At 71.5% G+C, this 20,209-nt stretch carries 18 protein-coding genes; 10 read left to right on the top strand and 8 right to left on the bottom strand.

Annotated features, from left to right (window positions below; genetic code table 11):
* Positions 1–162: 162 nt before the first annotated feature.
* Both AC1VWI_RS05230 and AC1VWI_RS05225 read right to left on the bottom strand, forming a co-directional pair.
* Positions 163–1,707, bottom strand: a complete 1,545-nt coding sequence (locus AC1VWI_RS05230) for a SpoIIE family protein phosphatase (RefSeq protein ID WP_499509733.1) — start codon at positions 1,705–1,707, stop codon at positions 163–165.
* A gap of 66 nt (positions 1,708–1,773) precedes the next feature.
* The gene (locus AC1VWI_RS05225; RefSeq protein WP_499509732.1) at positions 1,774–2,475 is read right to left on the bottom strand and encodes an SDR family oxidoreductase; all 702 of its coding nucleotides are present in this window, start codon (positions 2,473–2,475) and stop codon (positions 1,774–1,776) included.
* A gap of 163 nt (positions 2,476–2,638) precedes the next feature.
* On the opposite strand from AC1VWI_RS05225, the gene AC1VWI_RS05220 reads away from it, so the two are divergent.
* Positions 2,639–3,208 carry a TetR/AcrR family transcriptional regulator gene (locus AC1VWI_RS05220; protein WP_499516724.1) on the top strand — a complete coding sequence of 190 codons (570 nt, stop codon included), beginning with the start codon at positions 2,639–2,641 and terminating at the stop codon, positions 3,206–3,208.
* A gap of 61 nt (positions 3,209–3,269) precedes the next feature.
* Here the strand turns inward: AC1VWI_RS05220 and AC1VWI_RS05215 are convergent, their stop codons facing one another.
* The 3 genes from AC1VWI_RS05215 to AC1VWI_RS05205 all read right to left on the bottom strand — a co-directional run bounded on the left by AC1VWI_RS05215 (position 3,270) and on the right by AC1VWI_RS05205 (position 5,737).
* Positions 3,270–3,878: a type 1 glutamine amidotransferase family protein gene (locus AC1VWI_RS05215; protein ID WP_499509731.1), complete on the bottom strand. Its 609-nt coding sequence runs from the start codon at positions 3,876–3,878 to the stop codon at positions 3,270–3,272.
* 475 nt (positions 3,879–4,353) lie between these two features.
* Complete coding sequence (locus AC1VWI_RS05210) at positions 4,354–5,163, bottom strand: helix-turn-helix transcriptional regulator (protein ID WP_499509730.1); 810 nt, start codon at positions 5,161–5,163, stop codon at positions 4,354–4,356.
* Positions 5,164–5,242: 79 nt separating this feature from the next.
* Positions 5,243–5,737, bottom strand: coding sequence for a GNAT family N-acetyltransferase (locus AC1VWI_RS05205; RefSeq protein WP_499509729.1), 495 nt, complete (start codon positions 5,735–5,737; stop codon positions 5,243–5,245).
* A 263-nt stretch (positions 5,738–6,000) separates the two neighbouring features.
* On the opposite strand from AC1VWI_RS05205, the gene AC1VWI_RS05200 reads away from it, so the two are divergent.
* The 5 genes from AC1VWI_RS05200 (at position 6,001) to AC1VWI_RS05180 (ending at position 11,862) form a co-directional block, all read left to right on the top strand.
* Positions 6,001–7,461, top strand: a complete 1,461-nt coding sequence (locus AC1VWI_RS05200) for an aminotransferase-like domain-containing protein (protein WP_499509728.1) — start codon at positions 6,001–6,003, stop codon at positions 7,459–7,461.
* 286 nt (positions 7,462–7,747) lie between these two features.
* Complete coding sequence (locus AC1VWI_RS05195) at positions 7,748–8,560, top strand: thioesterase family protein (protein ID WP_499509727.1); 813 nt, start codon at positions 7,748–7,750, stop codon at positions 8,558–8,560.
* Positions 8,557–9,501, top strand: coding sequence for a patatin-like phospholipase family protein (locus AC1VWI_RS05190; RefSeq protein WP_499509726.1), 945 nt, complete (start codon positions 8,557–8,559; stop codon positions 9,499–9,501). Before AC1VWI_RS05195 ends, AC1VWI_RS05190 begins: the two co-directional genes overlap by 4 nt.
* 120 nt (positions 9,502–9,621) lie before the next feature.
* Positions 9,622–11,448, top strand: a complete 1,827-nt coding sequence (locus AC1VWI_RS05185; RefSeq protein ID WP_499509725.1) for an acyl-CoA dehydrogenase — start codon at positions 9,622–9,624, stop codon at positions 11,446–11,448.
* 213 nt (positions 11,449–11,661) lie between these two features.
* Positions 11,662–11,862 carry a cold-shock protein gene (locus AC1VWI_RS05180; RefSeq protein WP_499509724.1) on the top strand — a complete coding sequence of 67 codons (201 nt, stop codon included), beginning with the start codon at positions 11,662–11,664 and terminating at the stop codon, positions 11,860–11,862.
* An 88-nt stretch (positions 11,863–11,950) separates the two neighbouring features.
* Here AC1VWI_RS05180 and AC1VWI_RS05175 read toward each other — a convergent pair whose 3' ends face one another.
* The gene (locus AC1VWI_RS05175) at positions 11,951–15,352 is read right to left on the bottom strand and encodes a S8 family serine peptidase (protein ID WP_499509723.1); all 3,402 of its coding nucleotides are present in this window, start codon (positions 15,350–15,352) and stop codon (positions 11,951–11,953) included.
* A gap of 646 nt (positions 15,353–15,998) precedes the next feature.
* Complete coding sequence (locus AC1VWI_RS05170) at positions 15,999–16,166, bottom strand: DUF5670 family protein (protein WP_499509722.1); 168 nt, start codon at positions 16,164–16,166, stop codon at positions 15,999–16,001.
* Positions 16,167–16,331: 165 nt separating this feature from the next.
* On the opposite strand from AC1VWI_RS05170, the gene AC1VWI_RS05165 reads away from it, so the two are divergent.
* From AC1VWI_RS05165 to AC1VWI_RS05155, 3 genes are all read left to right on the top strand, one after another.
* Positions 16,332–16,514 carry a hypothetical protein gene (locus AC1VWI_RS05165; RefSeq protein WP_499509721.1) on the top strand — a complete coding sequence of 61 codons (183 nt, stop codon included), beginning with the start codon at positions 16,332–16,334 and terminating at the stop codon, positions 16,512–16,514.
* Positions 16,515–16,666: 152 nt separating this feature from the next.
* On the top strand, positions 16,667–17,365 hold the full coding sequence (locus tag AC1VWI_RS05160; RefSeq protein WP_499509720.1) for a hypothetical protein: 699 nt from the start codon (positions 16,667–16,669) through the stop codon (positions 17,363–17,365).
* A complete protein-coding gene (locus tag AC1VWI_RS05155; RefSeq protein WP_499509719.1) occupies positions 17,352–17,957 on the top strand; it encodes a Fic family protein in 606 nt (201 codons plus the stop codon). The genes AC1VWI_RS05160 and AC1VWI_RS05155 overlap by 14 nt, the downstream gene beginning before the upstream one ends.
* Before the next feature lie 490 nt (positions 17,958–18,447).
* Here the strand turns inward: AC1VWI_RS05155 and AC1VWI_RS05150 are convergent, their stop codons facing one another.
* Complete coding sequence (locus AC1VWI_RS05150; protein WP_499509718.1) at positions 18,448–19,407, bottom strand: SDR family NAD(P)-dependent oxidoreductase; 960 nt, start codon at positions 19,405–19,407, stop codon at positions 18,448–18,450.
* A gap of 161 nt (positions 19,408–19,568) precedes the next feature.
* On the opposite strand from AC1VWI_RS05150, the gene AC1VWI_RS05145 reads away from it, so the two are divergent.
* Positions 19,569–20,162: a TetR/AcrR family transcriptional regulator gene (locus tag AC1VWI_RS05145; protein ID WP_499509717.1), complete on the top strand. Its 594-nt coding sequence runs from the start codon at positions 19,569–19,571 to the stop codon at positions 20,160–20,162.
* Positions 20,163–20,209 lie beyond the last annotated feature (47 nt).

The raw sequence follows: 20,209 nt of genomic DNA, 5'->3' as shown, positions 1-20,209 counted from the left end.
GCAAGACGACCGGCGGTCGCCCCTCAGGCGAGGTGTTCCGCAGGCCGCGGCCACCGCGGGGTCGTCGCTGACGACGGCCCCGGTACGGCGGCGCGACCGGGCTGCCGCCGCCGATCTCGGCGAACTCATCGAAGCCGCCCGGGAGCTCTTCGCCGAACCGCTTCACGTCTGAGCCGCGCCGCCGGCGAGTGCCTGTTCGGCCCAGATGGTCTTGCCCTGGCCGCTGTACCGCACCCCCCAGCACCGCGAGCATTCGGCCACGAGGAACAGGCCGCGCCCTCCCTCGTCGCTGGTGTTCGCCCGGCGGATGTGCGGCGAGGTGCTGCTGCCGTCGGACACCTCGCAGATCAAGGTCCGGTCGTGGATCAGCCGCAGCCGGATCGGCTCACGGCCGTAGCGGATGGCGTTGGTGACCAGTTCGCTCGCGATCAGCTCCGTGGTGAAGCCGAGGTCACCGATGCCCCACTGGTCGAGTTGCCGCACCACGAGGGAGCGGGCGCCCGCGACACCGGCAGGGTCGCGCGGCAGCTCCCAGGTGACCGCGTGGTCGTCGCTGAGTCCGTGCGTGCGGACGAGGAGGAGCGACAGGTCGTCCTCGGCCGCCAGGAGCGGCGCCGCGATGTCCGCGGTGCCCCCGCAGACGTCCTCGACCGACCGGCCGCCGCGCCGCATGGCGGTCCGCAGCAGCCGGGGGACTGCGTCTTCGCTGCCGCACGCGCGCACCAGACTGCCCGTGTGGAAGAGCAGGGTGCTGCCTTCGGCGAGCTCCAGGTCCAGGGGTTCGAAGACCGGCTCGCCCATGCCCAAGGGCCGGTTGCCCGGCAGTTCGAGGACGTGAGCGGATGCGTCCGGACCGGCCACGGCGGGCGGGGGATGGCCCGCGCTGGCCAGGACGCAGCGGCGCCCGACCGGGTCCCACACCGCGTAGAGGAACGTCGTGCCGACCAGTCGTTCCACGAACCACGTGGACCACTGGTCGGGCTCACCCGAGGCATAGCGGGACACGATGTCGTCCAACCGGGCGAGGACTTCCTCGGGTGCGAGATCGAGTTCCGACAGGGCCCGGACCGCGGCGCCGATCAAACCGATGCAGACGGTGGCCTGTACCCCGGAGACCAGGACGTCACCGACGCTGAAGGCGACCCGCATACCGGACAACGGGACGACGTCGCTCCACGCGCCGCTCACCCCCGTGCCACTGCGGGCGGGCACGTAGGAGCGGGAGATCTCGGCCGCGCTGTGGTCCGGTGCGTGAGCGGCCTCCATGCGCCTTCTCAGGCCGACCGCCACAAGGTGCTCGTGGTGGTCGAGCAGGCTGCGCGCCGCCTCGTCCTCCGAGATCTGCGGCAGCGGACCGGCGGTCGCCAAGATCACCGTTCGCTCGCTGCCCGGAAGGGCGGAGGTCACGGACGAGGCCATGAGCGCGACGGGCACAGCGCGGCCGAGCCGATGCATGAGGACGACCGAGAGCCAGGGGGTACTGCTGCTCTCCGCGGCCGGCACCAGTTGCCGGAGGGCGTCCCACGGAAGTACCGGGCAAAGCTCGCCGACCGGTCTGCCCACGACCTCGGGAGTCTCGTACCCCAGAAGACGCTCGGCCGCCGGACTCCATCCGCACACCAGGCCCGCCGCGTCCACCACGAAGGCCGCCGGGCCTCCGTCGAGGGCCGGGGTGCGGGCGGGGGATGCCCCATCCAAGGTGTCCATCTCACCGACCTCGTTCGGTGAGGAAGCTCCTACACGTTGACGATACGACGCCGCCGGGGCGTGCGCTCAGGAAGCCAGCTGCGGGTACAGGGCGGCGGGGTCGGCCGCCAGGCCCGCCTTGACCTGGCGGGACAGCTCGTCGGCCAGCACTTCGTAGGCGTCGGATTCGATGCCGTCCAGCGCCTGCTCGGCGACGCTCTCCGGCGACGACTTCGGGGCGTCGATGTGCGCCGCCAGATCGGTGTCGACGTAACCGACGTGCAGCCCGGTCACGTTGACGCCGCGTGGCTTCAGCTCCAGGCGCAGCGAGTCGGTCTGGGACCACAGCGCTGCCTTGGAAGCGCTGTAGGAACCGGCGAGAGCGACCCAGGACAGGACGGAGTGCACGTTGAGCAGATGGCCGCCGCCGTTGGCCTCGATGATCGGGGCGAAGGCCCGGGTCATCTGCAGGGGGCCGTAGAAGTTCGTCTCGAACTCGCGGCGGACGTCGTCCACCGGGGCGGTCAGGAAGGACGCCGCCACGGCCGCCGCGGCGTTGTTGACCAGGATGGTGACGTCCCGTGCCTGTGCCGCGACGGCGGCGACCGACGCGGGGTCGGTGACCTCCAGGGGCAGTGCGACCGCGCCGGGGTGGGTGACGCTGCGGGGGTCGCGGGCGGTGGCGTAGACCTTCTTGGCGCCCCGGGCGTACAGGGACTCGACCAGGGCCTTGCCGATGCCCCGGCTGCCCCCGGTGACGAGCACGGTCGAACCTGCGATTGCGGTCATGAGCTGCTCCCAGTTGCGTTGCGGCCGACGGTGGAAACCGATCGGTTTTCTGTACCGTAAACCGATCGGTTTCTTCCTGGCAAGCAGCGGGCGTAGCCTGTGGCGTATGACTTCGACCGCATCGGCCTCGTCCGAGTCCGCGCCGGCGGCTGCGACCGCGAGGGTGGCTGCGACCGCGACGAGCCCAAGCCGTGAGCGGCTCCTCGACGCCGCAGCCGGGCTCTTCTACCGGGAGGGCGTGAACATCGGCGTCGAGGCGCTGTGCCGGGCGGCGGGGGTCTCCAAGCGGTCGATGTACCAGCTCTTCACGAGCAAGGACGACGTCCTCGCGGCCAGCCTGGAGCGCGCGGGGTCCCGCTACCTGGCCCGGCTGCTGCCCGCCCCCGGGGCCGACCTGCCACCGCGCGACCGCATCATGCACGTCTTCGAACGGCTCGAGTCGCTGTCCGCGTCCCCGGAGTACCTGGGCTGCCCCTTCCTGGCGACCGCGTTCGAACTCAAGGACCCCCTCCACCCCGCCAGGGTGGTGGCGCGACGCTACAAGGACGCGCTCACCGACTTCTTCCGAGAGGAGGCGAGCCGCGGTGACGCGCACGACCCGGATGTGCTGGCCCGCCAGCTCACCATCGCCTTCGACGGATCCAGCTCCCGCGCCGTAGCCCAGGCCCAAGGTCTGGGCGGGCTGGCCGTCGCCACGGCCGCGGCCATGCTGGACGCGGCGGGCATGGCCTGAGTGCCCGCGGACCCACGCGCTCACGCGCCCTCAGGCGTGAAGCCCGGGGACCCGTGGGGTGTCAGTGCAGTGCGACCTCGCCCGCGCGGACGGCCCGCATGGCGCGCTCGACGGTCTCCTGGTTCTCACCGACCGGGGCCACGTAGTCGATGACGCCGCGCGCCGCGTCCTCCCCGAGCGTCCGGGTGATCACCCATGCGGCGAGGTACTGGGACGCCAGGCAGCCGCCCGCCGTGGCGATGTTCCCCTCGGCGTGGAACGGCGCGTCCAGCACGGTGACGTCGCAGGCCTCGACGAAAGCCCGGCTCTTCTTGTCGGTGCACGCCGGCATGTCACCCAGCACACCGAGGCGCGCCAGCACCAGCGCGCCGGAGCACTGCGAACCGATCAGCTGTCGCGAAGGGTCGAGCGGCAGCATCGAGAGCAACCGGTCGTCGGCGACCACGTCGCGCGTCCTCACGCCGCTTCCGATGAGTACGACGTCGGCCTCGCGCACGAATTCCATCGGGCGCTGCCCGGTGACCTCGAGGCCGTTCATCGAGGTGACCACCGGCGTCGGTGTCGTGATGAAGGCCTCCAGGCCGTCCTTGCGGCACCTGTTGATCAACGAGGCGGCGATGAAGCTGTCGAGCTCGTTGAACCCGTCGAACGTGACCACGGCTACCTGCATCGCAACTCCTCCGAAAATGGCGTCGGACCTCTTGCGCTGAGACCGGACCGGACCGGCTCCGCGGGCGTGCTCGCGATCGGGGTGCGGAAGGGGCCGAGTCGCACACCGGGCGCTCAGCCGGCATCGGCGACCGCGAGAGGTCAGCGGGTTCTCACGGGACCCGAGTCCATGAGGTGCTGCAGGACCGCCGTGTATGGCGATCGCCACACGGCCGGGCATGCCTGGCCGGGCGGGGGGAGCGTGGGCGCCCCTCCCGACCCGTCACCCGATTGCGCCTCCCGCCTGGCAGCCGTGGCCGGCCGGGGCGAGGCTTGGCACGTGCATGAGGGTCCGTCGACCTCCCCCAGACGTCCCCTCGGCCGAGAGCCGGGCCCCCGCCGCTGCGAAGCGCCGGGGGCCTGTCTCTTGAGGAAACGGACTTCAGTGCTACTCAGCTGGAGAGGATCGGATCTCGTCCCGGCTCCGGCTGTCGGTGTCACAGCTGTCCGTTCAGCCGTGCGCGGTGCGCCGCGGCCGTACGGTTGCGGGCTTCCAGCTTGCGCATCGCCGACCGCAGGTACGTCTTGACCGTCTCCAGGCTCAGCCCGAGGCGGTCCGCGATCTCCACGTTGCCCGCGCCCACTTCCACCAGCCGGAGCACGTCGATCTCCCGGGGTGAGAGCAGCGGCCTCACCGTGCCGGGTGCCGACCGACCCGACAGGGCCTGCTGGATCCGCACCAGCCGGGCACGCAGCGCGGGGTCGTCCGTGTCGCGGATGACGGCGGCGAGCTCGGCCAGTGCGCCGCGGGTCTGCGGGGAGCCCGCCCCGGGCGTGGAGCTCAGCCGTTCCTCGACGTCACGCCGCAGCTGGTCGGCCACGACCGCGGCGGTGCGGACCGTCCGCTCGCCGAGGGGACTGCGGCCGCGCACCGCACCGTACAGGACGCATCCGACCTCGCCCCGGATGAGCACGGGTACGGCGAAGACGGAGGTGAGGCGCTCAGCCCGCACGACCCGGTCGTATTCGTGGGTGATCGCCATGGTGGTGAGGTAGTCGTTGACCCGAAGGGGAGCACGGCGACGCAATACGCTCCCGCCGAGCCCCTTGCCCGCCTGTACGACCAGTCCGCGCATCGAGTCGCCCACCGTGCCCAGGAGGCAGTCGAGCACCAGGCACAGGCCCCTGACGTGGTGCCGAGTGGTGCCACCGAGGGCGACCGGCACGCCGGTCGCCTCCCGCAGTCGTTCCAGTCGCTCGGGCAGCAGCGCGTTGATCAGCTGCCGGGCCTCAATGCGGTCGTCCACCGACCGCTACCCGCATCTCAGTAGTAGCACTACTCGTAAGCCTCATAAAAAATGATAGCGCCTGTGCGCCCGTGTCCCGTCAAGCGGCGTGCGGGGTGAGACTGCCGCGTACGGTCACCGTCGCGCCGCTGCGCTCCAGTCGAAGGTCGGGCATCAAGCGACGGAGCCACTCCAGCACGAAGCGGTTCTCGCCGAGTACGTCGCAGCACACCTGCGTGCAGCCCAGCGCTTCGAGGGTGCCTCCCAGTTCACGCACCAGTCGGCCACCGATCCCGCGGTACCGGTACCCCTCGGCGACGACGATCCCCACGTCGACGGTGCGCTCGCCGGTGCGGACCGCCATCACGTGCCCGAGGACGGCGTCCCCGTCCAGGGCGAGCAGGACGAACTGACGGGGCGTTACGGTGACCATCTTCCGGACCAGGGCGGGGCTGACATGCCGGATGGGGGAGAAGAACCGCCGGTGGCGGCTGTCCACGGACAGCCCGGCCAGGAACGCGCCGACCGACTCGCCATCCTGGTGGCGGGCCTGCCGCACGGCGATCCGGTCCATACGTTCGGACCCGGCCGTCATGACGCCTGAGCCTCCCCTTCGCAGAGCCATGAAGATCCTCCGCGCCGAAGACCGCAGCGCCGGCCCGCCGAACCGGGGCCCACCCTTGGCGCTTTCCCAATGTGGACCACGCCGTGACGGGCGGGCCCGTCGCTCCCCTCGAAAGCGGGTGGGCGCTTTGATGGACACGCGTCAACTTGCAACCATGGCGCCGCAGGTCGGAGATCGACGACAGGGTGGCTACGCGATCGCGCGCGTGACCGGAAGCACTATCCTTGTTTATCATGAAAAGAAGTAGCAGATCCGACAGTATCGCAGCGACCCTGCGGCAGGAGCTCGAGCGCTACTCCCCGGGAGAGAAACTGCCGTCCAGCCGGGCCCTCGTCGAGCGCTTCGCGGTCAGCCCGGTCACCGTCTCGCGCGCGCTGGCCGCGCTCGCCGCCGAGGGGCTGGTGATCACCCGGCCCGGGGCCGGGGCCTACCGTGCGCACCACAGCGTCGTCGACACCAGGGCCGTCGACACGTCCTGGCAGCAGATCGCGCTCACGGCCGAGGACCAGCAACACGCCGAGCCCGCACCGCGGATCGTCGACGCCTCCTCCATTTTCGCCAGCCTCGCGCTTCCTCCTCCAGGCGTGATCGCCTTCAACGGCGGCTACCTGCACTCCTCCCTCCAGCCCCAACAGGCCCTGGGAGCGGCCTTCGCCCGCGCCGCCCGCCGTCCCGACGCGTGGGTGCGGCCGCCACTGGAGGGCCTGACCGCACTGCGCACCTGGTTCGCCCGTGAGGTGGGCGGGTCAGGGGGTGGCGTCATCCCCTCACAGGTGCTCGTCACCGGAGGCGGTCAGGCCGCGCTGACCACCGCCCTGCAGGCGCTCGCTCCCCCCGGCTCCCCGTTGCTCGTGGAGTCGCCCACCTACCCCGGCCTGCTGGCCGCCGCCCGGGCCGCGGGGCTGCGCCCCGTGCCGGTGCCGATGGACGACGACGGCGTGCGCGTCGACCTCCTGGAGGACGCCTTCGCCGCCACCGGAGCGCGCGTCTTCTACTGCCAGCCGCTCTTCCACAACCCCACGGGTGCGGTCCTGGCTCCGGACCGGCGCCGCCGCATCACCGAGATCGCGCACGCCGCACGCGCCTTCATCATCGAGGACGACTTCGCGCGTCGTCTCGGCCACGGCGGACAACTCCCTCCGCCGCTCGTGGCCGATGACGCCTACGGCACCGTCGTGCACGTCAGCTCGCTGACCAAGCCGGCCTCGCCGAACCTCCGGGTCGGCGCGCTCGTCGCCCGCGGACCGGTCATGGAGCGACTGCGAGCCATCCAGTTGGTCGACAGCTTCTTCGTGCCGCGGCCGCTCCAGGAGGCCGCCCTCGAACTCGTCGGGACCCCTGCCTGGCCCCGTCATCTGCGCACCATCACCTCCGCCCTGCACGAGCGCCGCGAGGCCATGCTCGCCGCACTGCACCGTTACCTGCCGGGTGTCGCCGCCGGCGTCCGCGCTCCCGCGGGCGGCTACCACCTGTGGCTCCGCCTGCCGGACGGCACCGACGAGGCCGCGCTCACCGCCGCACTCCTCCGGGCCGACGTGGCCGTGTCCCCCGGCCGCCCCTACTTCGCCGCCGAGGCTCCGGGCCCGTACATCCGGCTCAGCTTCGCCGACATCGCCGGCACCGAGGAGATCGCCGAGGGCATTCACCGCATGGCCACCGTCTGCGCCGACTCCGGTATGGCGACCGGTGTCTGACGGAATGGCCCGGGGTCCGACCTCGCCGCATATCGCTACGCATTATTTTTGATAGCGCTACTCTAAATTTGCTATTTGACAGTAGCGATTTACTGGCGGACACTCATTGAAGTGCGCGTTACCCGCGAGTAGGTTCACCGTCTCCGACGCTGAGGCGGCACGACTGGCGACCCCTTCAAGGGGTGTGGGGAGCCGCGCTCGCTCTGCCGGTCCTTCGATCCCGGCCCCGACGCGGCGAGCCTTCTCATCCTGCTCGCCCCCGTGCTTCAGCTGAGGAGAACACCCGTTGACCCCGACCGCCGCTCCCGGTGAGAGCTACTACCACCGCACGGGCGAGCATCGCTACACACCCACCACCCACGCGGAGGGCGCCTGGAACGCGGGGGAGCACCACTTCGGCCCCGTGGCCGGTCTCGTCGTCCACGCGATCGACGGGCACCGGGCCGCCGGCCCCGCCGACGACCTGGTCCTGGCCCGGATCAGCTACGACATCCTCGGTTTCCTCGCCCTCGACGAGTGCGAGATCACCGTGGAGACCATCCGCCCCGGCCGCACCGTCGAACTACTGGAGGCCGTCGTCGCCGTGGCGGGACGTCCGGTGATCCGGGCCCGTGCCTGGCTCCTCACGGCTCTCGACACCGCCGCGGTCGCCGACACCCCCTTCGAACGGCTCGCCCCACCCGGGACCTTCGCACCGTGGGCGATGAGCGAGCTGTGGGACTGCGGTTACACCCGCTCCCTTCACGTCCGCCGACGGGCATCCGGCCAGGCGGGCCGTGCCGCCGCGTGGGTCGGCAGCCACGTCGGCCTCGTCGCCGGCGAACCGAGCAGCGCCCTCGCGGCGTTCGTCGCCCGCGTGGACGTCGTCAACGGCATGGCCGTGCAGCGGCCCCCCACGAAGTGGACGTACCCCAACGTGGACATGACCCTCCACTTCCACCGCCGGCCCGAAGGGAGCTGGACCGGCCTGGACACCACCGTCAGCTTCGGCCCCGATGGGCATGGCCTGACCAGCGCCGTTCTCCACGACGTCGGCGGCCCGGTCGGCCACGTCCAGGAGATCCTCACCGTCCGCCCGCTGGAAGGCAGCCAACGATGAGCGAAACCGTCCTTCAGTTGCTGCGCGAGCGTCAGCGGCAGGGGAGCACCCCCGGACGCCGCCGCGACGACGCGCGCCTGGTCCTCCTGGTCGAAGGCGGAAGCTCCCGCGGCGCCTACTCCAGCGGTATGGCGATCGCCATCGAGCAACTCGGGCTCCTACCGCTGTTCGACGCCGTCTACGGCAGCTCCGCGGGAGCGCTGAACGCGGCGTGGCTGCTGTGCGGACGCGCCGAGTCCACCATGCACGCCTGGTGGACTCCGATGATCATGAGGACGACCATCAACCCACGACGCGTCCTGAGCCGCCGGCCCGTGGTGGACACCCGCTTCCTGGTCCACACCGTGTACACCGAGATCATGCCGATGGGGTTCCAGGAGATCCTCGACAGCACCGTCGAGTTCCACCCGATCGCCACGGACGCCCTCACCGGCCGGCCCACGGACCTGCACGAGCAGATCCGTGACCAGGCCAGCCTGCAGGCAGCACTGCGCGCCTCGGCCGCCATGCCCCTCCTCGCCGGCGGACCCGTCGAGATCGACGGGCGGTCCTTCGTCGACGCCGGCGTGAGCGAGGCCGTCCCCGTACGCACGGCACTCGCGCAGAAGGCCACCCACATCGTGGCCCTGCGCACCCGGCGTACGGACGAGACCCCGTCCGCCCCGCCGCTCGGCCAACGCCTGGTGATGTCGCGCTGGTTCGCCCGGAGGGCACCAGGAGCCCTCATGCCCTGGCTGCAACGCGAGGCCGTCAGGACGGAGGAGGAGCGGCTCCTCGCCTCGCACCCCGCGACCCTGCAGATCCGTCCCCCTCTCGGCAGCGTGCCGATCAGCAACACCGAACGACGCCCGGGCCCGCTCCGTGCAGCCGTCGACACCGGCCGGCAGGCGGCGCTGGACGCGCTGGCGGGCTGCAACGAGGAGCCCCTGGTAGCGGGCTGAACCGACGCACCATCAGCGGGCAGCGGTTGCGCGTCGACGCACACCTGGACACCCCCCGCCCCCGACACCCACCGGCGGGCCCCTCCTCAGGGCCTTCCAGACACTTACGGAGCTCGCGCCATGGGGCACTACAAGTCGAATCTCCGCGACATCGAGTTCAACCTCTTCGAGGTCCTCGGCCGCGAAAAGGTCTACGGAACCGGCCCGTTCGCGGAGATGGACGTGGACACCGCCACGACCATCCTCAAAGAGGTCGCCCGTCTCGCGGAGGACGACCTCGCCGCGTCCTTCGAGGACGGTGACCGCAACCCGCCCGTCTTCGACCCTTCCAGCGGCAGCGCACCGTTGCCCGACACCTTCAAGAACAGCTACCGGGCCTTCATGGACTCCGGCTACTGGCGTCTCGGCCTGCCCGAACGGATCGGCGGCACCCCCGCTCCCCGTTCCCTGATGTGGGCCTACGCGGAACTGGTGCTCGGGGCCAACCCGGCCGTGTGGATGTACGTCTCCGGCCCGGCCTACGCCATGGTGCTCTTCGAGGAGGGCACCGAAGAACAGAAGAGGATCGCCACCCTCGCCGTGGAGAGGCAGTGGGGTTCCACGATGGTGCTCACCGAGCCGGACGCAGGATCGGACGTGGGCGCCGGCCGCACGAAGGCGGTCGAGCAGGAGGACGGGTCCTGGCACATCGAGGGTGTGAAGCGCTTCATCACCTCGGGCGAACACGACCTCAGCGACAACATCCTCCATTACGTCCTCGCCCGCCCCGAGGGCGCCGGCCCCGGCACCAAGGGCCTGTCCCTCTTCCTCGTCCCGAAGTACCTCTTCGACGTCGAGACCGGCGAGCTGGGCGAGCGCAACGGCGTCTACGCCACGAACGTCGAGCACAAGATGGGCCTCAAGGTGTCCAACACCTGTGAGATGACCTTCGGCGACCAGCACCCCGCCAAGGGCCGACTCATCGGCGACAAGCACGACGGCATCCGCCAGATGTTCCGCATCATCGAGCTCGCCCGCATGACGGTCGGAACCAAGGCCATCGCGACGCTGTCGACCGGCTACCTCAACGCGCTGGAGTACGCCAGGAACCGCGTCCAGGGCACCGACCTGGCGGACTTCACGGACAAGAGCGCGCCCAAGGTCACCATCACCCACCACCCCGACGTACGGCGCTCCCTGCTGACGCAGAAGGCCTACGCCGAGGGCATGCGCGCGCTGGTGCTCCACACCGCCACCGTGCAGGACGAGATCGAGGTCAAGGAAGCGGCCGGCGAGGACGCCTCGGCCCTGCACAGCGTCAACGACCTGCTGCTGCCGATCGTCAAGGGCTACGGCTCCGAGAAGGGCTACGAGCAGCTCGCCCAGTCCCTGCAGATCTTCGGCGGCTCCGGCTTCCTGCAGGAGTACCCGATCGAGCAGTACATCCGCGACGCCAAGATCGACACCCTCTACGAGGGCACCACGGCGATCCAGGGCCAGGACTACTTCTTCCGGAAGATCGTCCGCAACCAGGGCGCAGCGCTGACCGCCCTCACCGAGGAGATCAAGAAGTTCCTGGCGGCCGGGACCGGCGGTGACGAGCTGGCCGCCGCGCGCGACCGGCTCGCCCAGGCCGTGACCGATCTGGAGGCCATCGTCGGCGTCATGCTCACCGACCTCGCCGCCACCGAGCAGGACGTGAAGTCCATCTACAGGGTGGGCCTGAACACCACCCGCCTGCTGATGGCGTCCGGTGACGTGCTCGTCGGCTACCTGCTGCTCCGCGGCGCGGCCGTGGCGCAGGCGAGACTGGCGCACGCGTCCGCCAAGGACAGGGCGTTCTACAACGGCAAGATCGCCGCCGCGAAGTTCTTCGCGGCCGACATCCTGCCCGGGGTCACCGCCGCCCGCCGCGGCGCCGAATCCGTCGACGGTTCGCTGATGGAACTGGCCGAAGCAGCCCTCTGACCTGCACCCCGATCATCCCGATTGGTGCCCTACCGGGACGGTACGTTCCCGGTGCGCGGTGGCAGGCCACTCGAGCGACCACTTGGTCCTGCATCGGCGTATTCGGTAGCGCTGTGGCAGGGACATGCGGTAATTAGTGCCCTGGCGGCCCGACTACGGGGGTCCGCCGGCGCACCAAGGGCGCGCCTCAGCAGCATGAAAAGGACGAACTCAGTGGCATCTGGCGTTGTGAAGTGGTTCAACTCGGAGAAGGGCTTCGGCTTCATCGCACAGGACGGTGGGCCGGACGTGTTCGCCCATTACTCCAACATCCAGAGCACCGGATACCGCGAGCTCGTGGAGGGTGAGCGCGTCACGTTCGACGTGACGCAGGGGCAGAAGGGCCCGCAGGCGGAGAACATCGTCCGCGGCTGACCTTGGTGCTGCCGATGCAGCACGGACACGAAGCGGCCTCGCCCACGGTTTCCGGCCGTCGGCGAGGCCGCCTCGTGCGGGAGTCCCCCTACCGTCGGGGGGCTATCCGGAAGGAACGGATGACCGTCTGGTCGACGGCGTCGCCCGCCGCGTCCTTGGCGGTGAGGCGGATCGAGGCGTAACCGCCGGCCGAGGGCGTGGTCAGCTTCACGAAGCCGCGGTCGCCTGCGCGCCAGACCTTGAGGGTCTTCCAGCTCCTGCCGTCGTCGAAGGAGACCCGCAGGCCCAGCGAGGTGGTGACGGCCTTGCTGCCGCGCTCGGCGGCGACGGTGAAGAGGTACGTGCGGCCGCCCGTGACGGTGCCGGAGGCGTTCAGCGGGCCGCCCAGCCGGACGTTCATCAGCGGCAGTTCGGCCGGTTCCGGGCCCGTCGGGCGTCCGGAGGTGAAGGTCCAGGTGGCGGAGGCCCTGCTGCCCAGGCTCGACCAGCCGACCTTGCGGGTGCCGGACGAGGTCAGGGTGTAGGTCGCCTTCTCGTAGGGAACCGCCGCCTGCAGCCGGCCCAGGGAGTCCAGCGACGCGATCTTCACGCCGTCGCGGTACAGGGTCGACGAGCCCGTGGTGTCCCGGGCCTCGCCCGAGTGCGTCGCGGTGTTCTCGGCGGCCGTGGAGAACAGGCCGGGGGTGAGGTACAGCCCGTCCTCGAGCCGCAGGGCGTCCACCGACCGGGCACGCAGCGGCCCCTGGTTCCACCCTCGGGTGTAGGCCTTGCCCGGGGTGAACCGTGTGGTGCCCGCGAACTGGATCTCGTCGTAGCCCGCGGTGTCCTGGGCGCGCATGCCGAGGGTGCGGTCCCAGACGATCGCGGAGTCGTCGGTGTAGTAGCGGGTCTGCCTGCCGGGGACCGGGACCTGGTTGCCGTCCACGAACGTGATGGCGCCGTAGGTCGGGACCGGGGTGTCGATCCGGACCCCGAGCGGCTTGCCGCCCTGGTCGGCGTAGGTCTCCTCGACCCGGGCGAGGGACCTGTCGTGCATCGGGCGGGTGAGGGTGTCCGGGATGCCGCCCTTGGTGTTGACGGCCAGGTTGTAGGCGTAGCTCCAGGCCGGCTTGGTGGCGGTCCTGGGGACCGTGCCGCTCCACCGCTGGGTGGCGAGGAACCAGAACGGGTGGCTGGTGACCTTCGTCGTGGTCGGGGTGGCGTAGACGCGGCTGCCCGGGAAGCCCAGCACGAACTTCTGGGTGCCGTAACGGCCGTCCGCGCTGATCGACGTCGTACTGGCGAAGATGCCGTCGTTCTGCGCCGTGCCCTTGTCGACGGTGAGGTCGACCGGCTTCGCGGTGCGGCCGTCGAGGACGAGCGTGGTGTCGACGGTGAGGTCGACGCCGGGCCGGGAGAAGAGGACCGAGGTCTGCGCGACGGGGTCGAACTTGCTCGCCGAGATGTCGTACTCGCTCTCGGGCAGCTGCATCGCCACCTTGCCGTCGGCGTCGGTGGAGGCGTTGTACTGCAGACCGGTCCGGCTGTCGAAGGCGGCGACGTTGATGTCCGGGCCCACGGGCTTGCCGTCGAGGCCGAGGACGGCCAGCGACAGGGCGCGGGTGAGCGGCTCGGCGTAGACACCGAAGGCGTCGCGGACCGTGGTGGTGCCGTCCTCCGTGGTGGCGACGATGGAACCGCCGTAGGCGCCCGCCATCGTGTCGTCGACGGAGGCGGTGAGGGTGGCGGAGGCGGTGCCGCCGGCCGCGACGGTCACCGTGTCGGCCGACAGGGCGAAGGCCCCCGCGGGAGCGGCTGTGCCTCGGGGCCCGTACGCGTCGACGGAGAGGTGGAGCGTGACGTCGGCTGCGCCGTCGTTGGTGTAGGTGACGGTGCCGGTCCGGGTGACGTCCTGGTGCGGGTAGTCGGCCTTGCCCAGGCTGATGCTGCCCGAGGTGGCGCGTACGTTCTGCGCGCTGGCGCGGGCGACGTCCAGCCGGCCGGTGCCCTGGTCGTACGCGGTCAGGCCGGGCAGGCCCTTGGCGGCACTGGTGAGGGCGGCCTTGAAGTCGGCGGCCTTCCAGGCCGGGTGCTGCTGGGCGAGCAGCGCCACCGCTCCCGTGACGTGCGGGGTCGCCATCGAGGTACCGGACGCGGTGACGTAGGAGGAGCCGACCGGGTCGCCCATGGTGGTGCCCGCCGCGCGGGCCGCGGTGATGTCCTGGCCGGGCGCGACGATGTCCGGCTTGACGGCGAAGTCCTCGATCCGCGGGCCGCGGCTGGAGAAGGTGCTGAGCGAGTCCTGCTTGGTGGTGCTGCCCACGGTGAGCGCGGAGTCGGCGATGCCGGGGGAGCCCACGGTGCCGCCGAAGTAGTCGGCCGCGGGGGCGCCTTCGTTGCCGGCCGCGATCACGAACAGGGTGCCGTGCTCGGCGGTCAGCGTGTCGACCGCCTCGGTGAGCGGGTCGGTCTTCGCGTACGGGGCTGCCCCCAGGCTGAGGTTGACGGCCTTGGCACCCGCCTCGGCCGCCCACGTCATGCCGTTGATGACGGCGTCGTCGGGGCAGAAGCCGTCATCGGTGCAGACCTTGCCGATCAGCAGCTTGGCGTCGGGCGCGACGCCCTTGTACGTGCCGGCGGAGGCCGCGCCGGTGCCCGCGATGGTGGAAGCGGTGTGGGTGCCGTGGCCGTTGCCGTCCACCACCGAACCGGTGCCCGTGAAGTCCCTGGTCCCGCCGGTGGAGGCCTTGTCCGAGAGGTCGGGGTGGGTGGGGTCGTAGCCGGTGTCGAGGTCGGCGACGGTGACGCCCTGCCCGGTGATGTGCGCGCCGGTTGAGTCGACGCTGTCCCAGACCTTCGGGGCGCCGATGATGGCGGTGCTCTCGGCGAGGGCCACGCGGCTGCGGCCGTTGAGCCACAGCTTGTCCAGCGGGCCGCGCAGGCCCTGCGTCCCGCTGACGAACGTCCAGAACGCGGTGGCGTCGCGCTTGGCCGGGGCGAGGCTGCCTCCGTGGAGGACGTCCAGGGTCCGGGTGATCCTGGCGCCGTGCCGCTGGATCGCTCCGCGGGCGGCGGAGGAAGAGGCGCTGTGGCTGGAGTAGATGAGCCGCAGCGAGTCGCTCGAGGCGTCGTCGTAGCCGGCGTCGAGCTGCTCGGTGACGTCGAAGAGACGCGGGTCGAGCTTCCCGGCGGTCAACAGCGGCTGTGCGTCGGACGGGACCACGAGGATGTGGTGGTCCGTGCCCTTCCACTGGTGGGACACGTCGAAACCGATGCGGTCGCGGCCCGGGCCGCGTGTGACGCTGACCGCGGGGACGCCGCCGGCGCCTTGGGTGACGGTGACCTTGTCACCGGTGATCAGGGTCAGGGTGCGGACCGCCTTCGCGCCGGGCGAGGCGGGGCCCAGGGCGGGTACGGGCGGTGCGGAGTTCGGGGATGCCTGCGCGGCGCCTGGTACGGCGCCGGCGACCAGCCCGGCCAACGCCAGGGCCCATCCGGCTCGTATACGCATGTATGAGTACCTTTTGGCCGCCCGGGGAGACCTGGGACGCGGGCGGCGGACAGAGAGGTGCCCGGCGGTCGCCGGCCACCCGGGAGACGGCCTGGGCAGGCCTGCGCTGGGGCGAGTTGCCCCTCAGGTCGAACGCCCGACCGAGTCCTTGGTCACGAGCGATGAGAGAACCACACTTGATCAAGGATGCATAGGGGTGAGTGTCTGTTACCGCTGGTCAGAGCGCAGGCCGGCGCGGAGGAGGGGGAGGTCGCGGCCGTTGGAACGGGAGGGCCTGGCTCGGCAGCCTCGCGCCCAACACGCGCAGGGCGAGGGCCCTTCGGATGGCTGCCTGCGGCGGTGGGTGGCCGGCAGTTGCAACCCACCGCTCACAGGGCCGTGCACATCGGTGGTCAACACCACCGATGCGGCATTCCGAGTCAACCCGATGAGAAGGTGTGAAACCGGGCGGCGTGGCGTGGTGTTGGGCGGTTGTCACTCCAACGGCGGTGTGGCCGCCGGGGAGGTTCCACGCTGATGGCGAACGCGGCGCCGGCGAGCCATCCGTGGTGCGCCCACCGTGACGCGTCCGGGCAGTGCAAAGGGTGGGGTTCGCGGCCCTTCCGGCAGCGCGAACCCCACCCTGGCACGGGGGAGAGGCGTCAGGTCACCATCGGTACCAGCGGCGGCGCCCGCCGCCCTCGGCGGCCCGGAACACGAAGCCGAGCAGCCACACCACCAGCACGATGATGGCGATCCACCACAGGGCCTTGAGGGCGAACCCGGCCCCGAACAGCAGCAGAGCCAGCAGCAGGACGAGAAGCAAGGGAACCATGTCGTCAACCTCCTGACCACGCGTCTGCCCCGACCCACGATCGCCATGCGTGGACCACGGGGCACCGGATGGCGTGCGAACGGGGCCGCCGTTTTCCGCATGGAACCCGAAGGGCCGGAAAGGGGCAGGTCGTGGCCGTCACCGGCCACGCACCGAGGAGGACTCATGGCCACGTCAGAACAAGACCGCCGGAAGAGCGCCGGGACCGGCGACATCACCCGGCGATCCCGCAAGGAATCCCAGGACGAAGGAGGCCGCGACTCCTCGCACCGTGAGCAGGGCACCGTCGGGGACGCCCTCCGCAAGGCGATGGAGGAGGCCGCGGTCGACAGGGAGGACTTCGCCTGAGCCCGGCGAAAACCGTTGGTCAACCTGGTGACCGAGGGCCGAGACTGGAGGGCTCATCACACCGGACGGACAGAGCGGGGCCGGAACTGACGTACAACCGGGACACCCTTCCCCTTCCCGAGAACCGCGTGCCTCCCGCCTCCCTCACGGGCATGCACGACTGGGCCGATCTCGACCCGGGCCGCCACCCGTTCGCCTGGGACGAGGACGAGGAGGCCCGGCTCCGCGCGCTGGTCCGTGAATGGGTGCCACCCGTGCTCTCCGGCATGGCGGGTGGGTGGGAGGGCGAGCACTGGTGCGAACGCCAGGTGGACGCGATCATCCGGGAGCGGTACGGGACCTGGGCGCAGGGATGGAACTGGTGCTACCGGTACGGCGGGGTCGTCGGCAGTTGGGTCACCGGAGCCGGCTCGGTGACGACCCCCGACGAGACCGCCGCCCGCGTCGTCGCGGCGCTGCTGGAGTGGCGGGAGTGGTTGGAGAGGACGGCCCGGCGATTCGCCGAGCTGGCACCGCCACCGGACGCCTCTCCGGAGGATCTCAGCTGGCATCTCGAGCGGGCCTGCGTCCGGCTCGTGACGTACGCACTCGACTCCGGCGCGGAGGGCGGCTGGCACGGGCAGGCAGGTCTGCTCCTGCGCTGGTACCTGACCACCGGCGGCATGAGCCAGGCCGATGCCGGACGGACGGTCGAGGCCGCGATCGGCGGCCGGTTCCGGAGCTGGGTCGCCCCCGCGCGGACACTGATCGAATCGGTCGGTGAGGACCTCGCCGTCGGCCTCACCGGCCACGCCCCCTACCAGGACCACCGTGACCGAGAGGACCTGGAGGAGCGCCATGACCGCTCCTGACAGCCTCGCGACCTGGCTGCGCGTACGCCGCGAGTCCGCCTGGCACCAGGCACCCGCCCTGCGACGGGTGCGGCCCGCGCGCGACGGGTTCCGCGCGTGGTGCGAAGGGCCGGTACGCCGGCGCGACCGCGTCCGCGCGGAGCGCCTGCTCGCCGCCTACACCCTGGCCCGCGCCGACGCCGCCCGCCGGGCCCCGCTGGACTTCGCGCTGCTGGCCGGCTGGCAGCGCGAGGTCTTCGGCGGGGGACAGGCGCCGTTCCGCGAGACGGACGCCTATGCGAAGGCCGGCCGCGAACGCTACGGCCTGACGCCGACGACCCAGGCCGACTTCGCCGCCTGCCTGCGCGAGGCGACCGACCCGCAGGTCCCGCCGGCGGCACGCGCGGCCCGCGCGTACCTCGACGTGGCGTTCTTCCACCCCTTCACCGATGGCAATGCCCGCGCGGCCCTGCTGACCCTGGTCCACGTGCTGGCCCGCGAGGACATCGTCCTCCCGGAGGTCGGCCCGCTCCTGACGACCCGCTACGCGGACGACCCGGCGGGCGCCGCCGACCTGGCCACGCTCATCGGTGTGCTCAACCGGCGCCGGTAGCGCGAGGTCGACAGGCGAGGTCGGCGCGCCGCCGGGACCTCGAAGGGCTCCAAGGGGTCGCCGTCGACGCGCCGACCGGTGCGAGCCTATGCCCCGGCTCGCCTCTCCAGCGTGCCCGAGAGCCGATGGCGCCGCATCCTGTACGTGCGGCCTCGCCGCCTTCCGCCCTGGCCGGCGAGGCCGCTCCTCCCGCCGCGGGATCACGCGGGTTGCCGCAATTCCCGGGGCCGGCGGGGTGACGGTGCGGCCGCCGTGGGCGGCCGCGGTGGCGAGGGGGTCGCGGAACCGCCGGGGTGTGGACCCGGCGCGTCCGGCGACGGTGACGGTGCAGCCGGCCGCCGCCAGGGCGATGGCGCTCGCCCGGCCGATGCCGGTGCCGCCGCCGGTGACCAGTGCCGTGGTGCCGGTGAATGCGTGTGGCATCTCGTGGTGCCCTTCTTGGCGGGCCGCCCGTTCCCGGGCGGCCCGCCGCTCGTGTGCGGGGGTGGTGTCAGGCGCTGGTCACGGAGGACGCGATCATGTCGAGGGAGACCTGCCACAGCAGCGCCGCCCGGTCGGGGTCCATGGCGTGGGCGGCGACGCCGCGGCGTACCCCGGGGGTGTGCGGGGCAGCCTCGTTGCAGTCCTCGAAGTAGCGGCCGGAGATGCCTTCGACCAGCGGCGATGCGGCGAGCAGCACGGAGGTGGCGGCCCCCTGCTCGATGTCCTTCCAGGACACGTCCGTGCTGGTGGCGTCGAAGGTGGTGGGGCTGTTGGAGATGTCACCGATGTGGCGGCCGAGGCGGGTGGTGGTGATGCGGCCGGGGTTGAGGGCGTTGACGGCGATCAGGTCCGGTGCCCACCGGCGGGCCGCCTCGATGGTGAACAGGACGTTGGCGGTCTTGGACTGGCTGTAGGCCGCCCAGGGGTCGTAGGGGTGGTGCTCGAAGTGGAAGTCGTCGAACAGCACGTCGCCGTTCACGTGGCCGACCGAGCTGACCGCGACCACACGTGCCCCGCGCGCCGCGGCGAGGGCGTCGTGCAGGCCGGTGGCGAGGGTGAAGTGGCCGAGATGGTTGGTGGCGAACTGCAGCTCCCAGCCCTCCTCGGTCCGCTCCAGCGGCGGAGCCATCACTCCGGCGTTGAGGACCAGGACGTGCAGCGGTCCCGACCAGGAAGCCACGAAGGCACGCACGGATCCCTGGTCGGCGAGGTCGAGCAGGGCGGCGCGCACGCTTCCCGGGCCGCTCGCGGGGGAGATCTCCCGGGCGACCCGGTTGCCCGCGGCCAGGTCGCGGACGCCGATGGTGACCTCGGCCCCGGCGGCGGCGAGGGTGCGCGCGGTCTCGCGGCCGATGCCGGAGGCCGCCCCGGTGACGATGGCACGCCGGCCCGCGAGGTCGACGCCGGCGAGCACGTCGGCGGCGGTGGTCTGCGCTCCGAAGGGCGTGGTGATGAGCTGGTCGGTCATGACGTTCTCCCAGGAAGGCGGTGATGCGGGGCACGCGTGCGGCCGGTGGCGCACGGGCACGGTGCCGCCGTACTCTCGTATCCGGAACTGGTTCCGGTTCGCTTCGGGACTGTAAGCGGAACCGGTTCCGCTTGCAAGTGGCGGCGGGAAGGGAGACGGGATTGACCGGCGACGACGAGGCCCCGGCACGGCGCGGCAGACCCCTGCGCGCCGACGCGCAGCGCAACGAGGACCGGGTGCTGGAGGCGGCGGCCGCGGCTTTCGCGCAGGACGGCATCGGCGCCTCCGTCAAGGACATCGCCCGCGACGCCGGCGTCGGCGTCGGAACGCTCTACCGCCGCTTCCCCTCCAAGGAACTACTGGTCGAGGCGACCTACCGGCACGAAGTGCAGCGTCTGTGCGAGGCGGCGCCCCACCTGGCGGCCACGCGCCCACCGGAGGAGGCCCTGCGCACCTGGATGGAGTCCTTCATCGACTTCATGGCCGCCAAGCACGGCATGGCCGACGCGCTGCGCGTGGTGCTGACCGACGACAGCGAGAAGATGCACACCCGGGCCCTGCTCGCCGAGGCCATCACCCACCTGCTCGCCCCCAGGGACGGGGGGGACGGGCAGCAGTTGGCGCGCCCGGACGTCGACCCCCAGGACGTCCTCATGGCCCTCGGCGGGATCAGCCTCATGGCCGCCAGCGAGGAACACCGCGACCTGGCCACCCGGCTCATCGACCTGCTGCTCCACGGCATCCTGCGCTGCTGATATGCCGCGGCCGGGCCCGGCGGTGCGGGTCGGGCCGGATGCCGTAC

Source organism: Streptomyces sp. TOM-9, from assembly GCF_056858595.1.
The sequence above is the reverse complement of the archived record's forward strand: the minus strand, read 5'-3'. Positions and strand labels throughout refer to the sequence as shown.